Source organism: Paenibacillus sp. 23TSA30-6 (assembly GCF_014858585.1).
Taxonomy (GTDB): Bacteria; Bacillota; Bacilli; order Paenibacillales; family Paenibacillaceae; genus Paenibacillus.
The window spans coordinates 1-2,825 of the sequence record NZ_SLTL01000076.1 but is presented as its reverse complement, the minus strand read 5'-3'; the positions used below and the strand labels follow the sequence as shown (position 1 = coordinate 2,825).

Here is a 2,825-nt window from a genome sequence, read left to right as displayed (position 1 = left end):
TAATCAGTTGTTGCTCCCTGTTGGGAAACCCACTCTTTTCATGCTATTAAGCACTTATAGAGTAACGTGTCGCACTGTTATGGTAGCCTGGCTTAACAAACAACTTCACTTCCATAGTTTATTTGTTCTTTAATCACTTCCAGTCTCAATGCAGCAGCTAAAATGCTTAATGCCTCGATCTTGATCGTACTCTCGCTAATTCCCATCTCTCCGCAACTGATATAATCAAATTCAGCCTCATTGTCTAAATAGCTCCTCTGAATAACCTTACGCTGAATGTTGGAAAGTTTGCTCATTGCCATATCAAGGAGCCGATCTTTAGCCTGAAACTTTGCTTCCTTGTCCACGTTGTACGTAGCGATGTCCTCCGTTTGTTTGCTGATCGCGTTGGTGGACTGATGCTCTCTATATGAATACGCCTGCGTAATTGCCGCTTCGCGCCGTACAAAACCAATCTGCTGATACTGCCGAACCGTCTCCAGATATTCCTCCACCGCAAGGCGGGTCGCTTTATGATCAATCGGTAGAATGTTAAAAGTCAATTGTAAGTTGTTTTTTCTTCTTTTCCCCATTATCGCTATTCTCTCACCCTTGGTATAATTTGGTGAGGTTTAGATCGATTGACCCCCGCGATCCGGTCAAGGAATACGGGGGTTGTTTGTACTACTCCGGGATGCATACCGTGCAGAACTCGTCCCATTCGGCCTGACATTCTTTCAGACTCAATCCGTTTACCAAGTCTGCTGGATAGCCGTATTCCATCAATAATTTTCGATAATCTGTAGTCATTTTAATACCTAATCCCTTCTGTTCTATTAGACATTCGCAGCTAACAATCTGACCCCTTAACAGGTCGTATAAAATCTCTTCACTCTAACAAGCAAGCCATCTAACGAAAGACTAGCTTTTCTGAAATATAGTATTCCTTCCTCTACAACCTCACCAAATGCCTCGAACATCAGCCAGATCGCCGTTCCGAGTTGCGTTGAAACATGTCTCGTGAATACATATGTCGCACTCTATATGATAAACTGCGCCCAACTTTAGACATGGGCTTAAGATGTCACAGAGGACTGTAGTTGGTATTCTTCCGGAGACAGTCTTTTGATCTTCTCCTTGGTTCTGGCAAGGTGGCTGAGAACTGCTACACCAACTGTTGGAAAGTATTCTGGTTTGTTATGCAAATATTGAAAAAAGACTATTAACTTTGGCAAACGTGTATAGGTCTTTACGTAAATGGGACAAGGTTGAGGAAATGGCGCGGCAAATGAGAGGGAAAGCGGAAGTACATTATTCAAAAAAACATCAAGCGAAACGAAATTCCCAAGAACTTGAGAAAGAGACAAAGGGACCTTATTTGGATACATCGGATAACATCCTTTGGATTTTTTTGTTTATTTTGAAAGCGTAGTACTGTTATTCTCTGATTCTAGTCCGGCGTAGCTTAAATAATCTTTCCAAATAAAATTTCAGCAACCGCTATTGACAAATCGATCGTCAACTCTTATGTTATACATATCGAATCGATATATATAAATTCGCTACATGTAAACAGAGATAAGTTCCCTTTGATTTCAGAAGGATAATTCACTATGCAAGGAAAGAAGGGATAGATTTTATGTTGATTTATGTAATACTTGGGTTCCTCTGTGAAAAGGATATGACAGGATATGAAATCAAGCAGAAGATGGCGTTAAGTACTTCCAACTTTATTGATGCCAGCTTCGGAAGCATATATCCTATGCTGAAAAAAATGGAAAAGCGGGAGCTTATCACGTATGAAGAAGTGGTAGAGGAAGGCAGATTCAAAAAATCATATGGTATCACGGAAAAAGGGAAGAGTGAATTTATAGAATGGTTAAAAACACCATGTACTTTTTCCCCTTTTAATTATGAGTATTTAAATAAGCTTTTCTTCTATAAATATCTTGACGAGCTTGAGGTTGTTCGATTGATTGCCAGCTTTCAAACCACTGTCGCCTGTGAATATAACAAGCTTGCCTTGATAGAAGAGAAGCACGTTCATGAGATGGGTGTATATGAGCACGCGACGTTGATGTTTGGCAAAGAATATTTTCAAATGATTATGAATTGGCACGATGAACTCACAAGAAAAATTATAGGAAAGAAGGATAATGAAGATGAGAATGACAAAGAAATTTAAATTGCAGATTGCAGCTAAAAATGTGGATTTGTACAAATGGGTAACTGAGATGACTCCAGCTGAATATGAAACATTTTCAAAAGCTCACAAGGCAATGGGCAGTTATTTTGAAAATGGTGAATTCTACATGGTTAATGTGGAAAATATGGGGAATGAGATGATTGTTCAGCACTATCAATTAAAAGAGCACGCAGAGGATCATTTGCGTTTCTACTCTGACAAGACTGAAGCATATATATGGCGATGGATACCCGCCATTGTTGGAGTTCCATGGGAAATGAAGATCACGCCTATTGATAACAACTCTTGCGAATTTAGTTGTACGATTGGAGCGGACTTTCCATCTCGGCTACTGGCTTTTGCAGCATGGATAAATGGTTTTGGTGGATTCTTTATGAGAAAACATTTAGCCGATGAGGGCGGAAAATTTGCTGAAGATATAGAGAAGAAATTTAATAACGTCAGGTATGTATAATTCATGAATGAGCTGATCAGAAGATCGGAGGTGCTTAAATGTAAGCAAAGCGAATCCCCGCTAACCTTAACTGGTCGGCGGGGATTTTTGTTGAAGAATCTAAGGAACGGTGTGTTGAAGATCGTACAGGAAATTTAGGCTTTAACTGGTTCAGGTCGTTTTAATTGAAGAGGGGGAGGTATTAGC

The 2,825-nt window shown here is 39.8% G+C and carries 4 protein-coding genes and 1 pseudogene; 3 read left to right on the top strand and 2 right to left on the bottom strand.

Going from position 1 to position 2,825, the window contains the following annotated elements; all coding sequences use genetic code 11:
* Window positions 1-92: 92 nt before the first annotated feature.
* Both E0698_RS26130 and E0698_RS27400 read right to left on the bottom strand, forming a co-directional pair.
* Window positions 93-542, bottom strand: coding sequence for an ArpU family phage packaging/lysis transcriptional regulator (locus tag E0698_RS26130; protein WP_238354172.1), 450 nt, complete (start codon window positions 540-542; stop codon window positions 93-95).
* Window positions 543-663: 121 nt separating this feature from the next.
* Window positions 664-789: a hypothetical protein gene (locus E0698_RS27400; protein WP_262384659.1), complete on the bottom strand. Its 126-nt coding sequence runs from the start codon at window positions 787-789 to the stop codon at window positions 664-666.
* Between the two features lie 409 nt (window positions 790-1,198).
* Between E0698_RS27400 and E0698_RS26125 the strand changes: the two are divergent.
* The 3 genes and pseudogenes from E0698_RS26125 to E0698_RS26115 form a co-directional block, all read left to right on the top strand.
* Window positions 1,199-1,354, top strand: a pseudogene (locus E0698_RS26125) (transcriptional regulator); the annotation flags it as partial.
* Window positions 1,355-1,618: 264 nt separating this feature from the next.
* A complete protein-coding gene (locus tag E0698_RS26120; RefSeq protein ID WP_192513411.1) occupies window positions 1,619-2,164 on the top strand; it encodes a PadR family transcriptional regulator in 546 nt (181 codons plus the stop codon).
* Window positions 2,136-2,639, top strand: a complete 504-nt coding sequence (locus E0698_RS26115) for a hypothetical protein (protein ID WP_238354171.1) — start codon at window positions 2,136-2,138, stop codon at window positions 2,637-2,639. Before E0698_RS26120 ends, E0698_RS26115 begins: the two co-directional genes overlap by 29 nt.
* Window positions 2,640-2,825: the final 186 nt, after the last annotated feature.

Coding starts and splice junctions, on each gene's coding strand:
- E0698_RS27400 (WP_262384659.1), bottom strand. CDS start 789: ATGACTACAGATTATCGAAAATTATTGATGGAATACGGCTATCCAGCA.
- E0698_RS26120 (WP_192513411.1), top strand. CDS start 1,619: ATGTTGATTTATGTAATACTTGGGTTCCTCTGTGAAAAGGATATGACA.
- E0698_RS26115 (WP_238354171.1), top strand. CDS start 2,136: ATGAAGATGAGAATGACAAAGAAATTTAAATTGCAGATTGCAGCTAAA.